Here is a 4,208-nt window from a genome sequence, read left to right on the forward strand (position 1 = left end):
TGGCCAAAGATGGCGTTGTCGGCGGCAATGGTTAGATCGCAGACGAGATGCAAAACATGGCCCCCGCCAATGGCGTAGCCGGCCACCAGCGCAATCACCACTTTGGGCAAGGAGCGGATGATGCGCTGCAGATCCAGGACATTAAGACGCGGGATCCCGGCCTCGTCCAGGTAGCCGGCCTCCCCCCGCACGCTCTGATCCCCGCCGGCACAAAAGGCATATTTTCCATCCGTATGCGGCCCGGCGCCCGTCAGGAGCACGACTCCAATATTGGGATCCTCCCGCGCATCCAGAAAGGCGTCGATCATCTCGGCAACCGTCTTGGGGCGGAAGGCATTGCGTTTGTGGGGCCGGTTGAGGGTGATCTTGGCGATGCCGTCGGTTTTTTCGTAGAGGATGTCTTCGTAGAGCTTGGCCGTCTGCCACATGGTGTCTTGGGGGTTCCTTTTCTTTGCCAATCCCTGCCCATTATCCGCGCTAACCGTCTGCCTGAACGAGGGATCCCAACAGCCCTTCCAGGGTGTACTCCTGCGCCTCAACATCCACCCGCCCCAAGATCTGCTTGCAGGTTGCTGCCGTTTTGGGGCCGATGGCCGCAATCTGCACGGGCGGATCCCAGACTTCAGGGCCTAGCCCCGCCTGGCGCAGGAGATGGGCAAAATGCTGCACGGTTTTGGAGCTGGCGAAGGTGAGGATATCCACCTGGCGCTCTTTGAGGGCCTCGAGCACTTGGGGATCCGCTGCTGCCGGACAGGCCGACTGGTAGGCCGCCACCTCCACCACCTCGGCTCCGCGTTGCCGCAGCCCCTGCACCAGCTCCTCCCGTCCTCCGGATTCGACGCGGGGAAAGAGGATGCGCTGTCCCTGCACTGGCTCCGGCCAAATGGGCAGCAGGGCCTCGGCCACAAACTCAGAGGGCAGCAAATCTGGGCGGATGCCGTACTGGGCCAGTACCGCCGCCGTTTTGGATCCCACCACTGCCACCCGCACAGGGTGGAGCGCCCGGCTGTCTCGCCCCTGCTGCTGCAACCGCTCGAAAAAAGCCTGCACGCCGTTGGCCGAAGTCAGCAGCAGCCAATCGAATTTCTCCAGGTCGGCAATGGCTGCGTCCAAGGGATCCCAGCTTGTAGGCGGCTGGATGACCAGGGCGGGCATTTCCAGCACCCGCGCCCCCTGAGCCTGCAGCAGCTCGCGCCAAGCCGGCGACTGCCCCTCGGAACGGGTGACCAGCACCGTTTTGCCTGCCAAAGGAGCCGGTGGCGGTAACGGTGGGATCCCTGGCAAAAACTCCTGCCGCAGCCGCACCACCTCGCCCACCACCAGCAGGCCAGGCAGCTTTTCTGGCTCCAACCCTTCCCCCTGTTGCAGCTCTGCCAGGGTGCCCACCCAAACCTGCTGCTCCGCCTGCCCCGCCCCCCAGATCACGGCTACGGCTCGCTCCGGCGGGATCCCGGCTGCCACCAACTGGGCCGCAATCTGCTGCCGCTGCCGGGATCCCATCAAGATCACCAACGTATCCAACTGGGCCAGAGCGCCCCAGGGCAGGGGCTCCAGCTCATGGGCGGTCAGCACGGCAAAGGCGCGGCTCAAGTGCTTATCGGTCAGAGGGATCCCTGCCCACAAAGGGCCGGCCAGGGCCGACGACAAGCCTGGCCAGATCTCAAACGGGCAGCCCGCCTCCCGCAGGGCCTGTACCTCCTCGCGGGCACGGCCAAAGATCAAGGGATCCCCCGCCTTGAGGTGAACCACCTGCTTCCCTTCCCGGCAGCGCTGGATGAGCCAGCGGATGCCCTCCTGCAAGCTCGCTGCTTCGGAACGTCGCCACGCCTGCGCCTGGGGGGGCAACTCCGCCAACAAGCGCTCGTCCACCAGCTCATCCACCCAAACGGCCTCAGCCCGCCGCAAGATCTCCAGCGCCCCTTGCGTCAGGCCGTCCCGCCCACCCAGCCCCGCCCCCACCAGATACACCTTGCCCATGCCGCACCCCTTCTCTTGCCCTCTACCTGTTGATCCTGCCGCAAAAGCGGGATCCCGCTCCCTTTGCAACTGTAGTCATTTCAAATAGCAACGAAGCGTTTCTCTACGTCGTCATTGACGTCGTTATTGCTCCGCAACGCTGTCGCGAACGCGCCGCTCTAACTCCCCTCTCCCTCTGGGAGAGGGGCCGGGGGTGAGGGATGGGAGAGGGGCCGGGGGTGAGGGATGGGAGAGGAGAGATACCGACATCCGGCTAGGGGCTATTTGGGCCAAGCTGAGGCAAAAACCACCTGCTTGCGAGATACTGAAAGCGTTGCAGTCTGAGGATCCCTGCCCATGGCTAGTGTGACCGCAGAGCTCTGGCCCCGACGGCGCTTTCTAGCCAGTGGAGCTGCTCTAGTGACAGCAGCAGCGGGATCCCGCCGCTCCAGATCCCGGCCCCTGCGCCTGGTGACCAACTGGTATGCTCAGGCGGAGCATGGCGGCTTCTACCAGGCCCTGGCCCTGGGTATCTACGCCGACTACGGCCTGCAGGTGGAAATCCGCATGGGGGGAACGGCGGTCAACGTGCTGCAACTGCTGGCTGGAGGAGCAGCGGACTTTGTCCTCGGCGGCAGCCCCGACGCCCTGGCGGCCTTGCAATCAGGGATCCCCGTGCTCACCGTGGCCGCCTTTTTCCAGAAGGATCCCCAGTGTCTTTTGGTCCATCCGGGCGTGGGCATCGAGCGCCTGGAAGACTTGCGGGGCAAGCCCATCTGGGTCTCTCCGGGAGCCAACCTCACCTACTGGCCTTTCTTGCGGGCCAAGTTCGGCTTCAGCGACGAGCAAAAGCGCCCCTACAACCTCAGCCTCGCCCCCTTCCTGCTGGACAAATCCTCTGCCCAGCAGGGCTATGTCACCTCCGAGCCCTTCCGCGTGCGCCAGGAGGGCGGCTTTGATCCTGTTGTCTTCCTGCTGGCCGACTACGGCTATTCCCCTTATGCCACCACGCTGGAGACCACCCGCCCCTTTGCCGAACAGCACCCGGAGGAGGTGCGAAAATTTGTGGCCGCCTCCATCGCGGGCTGGCAAAGCTACCTGGAGGATCCCCGCCCCGGCAACCGCCTCATCCGCCAAGACAACCCCAACATGAGCGAGGCCCTTCTGGCCTACGCCCACCAAGCCCTAAAAGACTACGGCCTCCTCACCGGCGGCGACGCGGCCACCCTGGGGATCGGTGCCATGACCCACCAGCGCTGGCAGACCTATGTTCAGGAAATGGTGGCCCTGGGAATTGTCGAAGCTGGCCTGAATGCCCGCCAAGCCTACAGCCTCGACTTTCTTCCCGCTCCCGCCGCCTGAGTTACATCACCGCCAAGCTCTGCAGCCGCGGGGATCCCTGCATCGCCAGCTCATGGCGCCGGTGCATCTGCTCCGTCAGCAGGTAGGCCAGAGGCGGGCAGCCGCTCAGCCGCTGCCGCGGGTGGGGCAGTTGGTCGTTGCCGAAGGTGTGGCGGTACTCCTCCGAGTCGATAAAGGCATTGACCATGGCTTGAAAGCCCTGGTGGAGCAAGATGTCGTGGTAGGCGGCCACCTCCTCCTTGCTGGCCGGGGCCCGCCCCAAAAAGTGCTTAAAACCCTGCTCCACGCAGCGGGTGTTGCAGCCGGCACTGAAAAAGAGCTGCCGGTAGAGCCGGGATCCCCCAATTTGGCGAACCAACCGCTTGATCCCAATCCGACCCCGCAGAAAGTCCTGCTCGATTTTTTCCAGCTCTCCCGCCTTCTCGTGCTGGTAGGGCTGGCGTTCCAAAAGCTGTTGGTAGGCAGCCCGCAACAGGTTTTGCAACGTTTGCGGATCCCGCTGGCGTAGTTCCATAGCGATAGCTCCCAAGCAACGCGACCGACAAAAAGCGAACAAAAACCGATTAGACAAGAGGTCAACTTAAAGAAACAATGAAGATAGGGTTGCTCGATACACTTTTACAGTCGGCATTAACCAGATCCGAAAATTGTCAATGCCAACCCAAAATCCAATCGAGCAAAAGCCCTACTCAAGATTTATCTTGTCGATAAGTTGAACTGGGGAAGCTTGCGATAAATGTTTACAAGAAGGCCCCCAGTTTTTTCGAGTTTATGTGATTCTACTTTCCAGCTTTCTACATGGAGAAAATTTCCGTATTTATTCGTAGTTAAAGATTATGACATTTTGATTCTCTCAGCCTGGCCAAAATCCAGAATACGAGTAGGAACTG

General features: G+C 62.0%; 4 protein-coding genes. 1 reads left to right on the plus strand and 3 read right to left on the minus strand.

The window, feature by feature from the left end:
- Positions 1-428 (minus strand): enoyl-CoA hydratase-related protein (locus NW857_RS01770; protein ID WP_414367797.1); only part of this gene is annotated, 428 nt, incomplete at its 3' end.
- 49 nt (positions 429-477) lie between these two features.
- Positions 478-1,977 carry a uroporphyrinogen-III C-methyltransferase gene (gene cobA, locus NW857_RS01775; RefSeq protein WP_414332434.1) on the minus strand — a complete coding sequence of 500 codons (1,500 nt, stop codon included), beginning with the start codon at positions 1,975-1,977 and terminating at the stop codon, positions 478-480.
- Positions 1,978-2,313: 336 nt separating this feature from the next.
- Between cobA and NW857_RS01780 the strand changes: the two genes are divergently transcribed.
- Complete coding sequence (locus NW857_RS01780) at positions 2,314-3,318, plus strand: ABC transporter substrate-binding protein (RefSeq protein ID WP_414367799.1); 1,005 nt, start codon at positions 2,314-2,316, stop codon at positions 3,316-3,318.
- 1 nt (position 3,319) lies between these two features.
- Here the strand turns inward: NW857_RS01780 and NW857_RS01785 are convergent, their stop codons facing one another.
- Entirely contained in the window at positions 3,320-3,832 is a 513-nt protein-coding gene (locus NW857_RS01785) for a phycobilisome rod-core linker polypeptide (RefSeq protein ID WP_414332438.1), read from the minus strand.
- Between the last annotated feature and the right edge of the window lie 376 nt (positions 3,833-4,208).

The sequence above is a fragment of the Synechococcus sp. H55.9 genome (assembly GCF_047462355.1).
Lineage (GTDB): Bacteria > Cyanobacteriota > Cyanobacteriia > Thermostichales > Thermostichaceae > Thermostichus.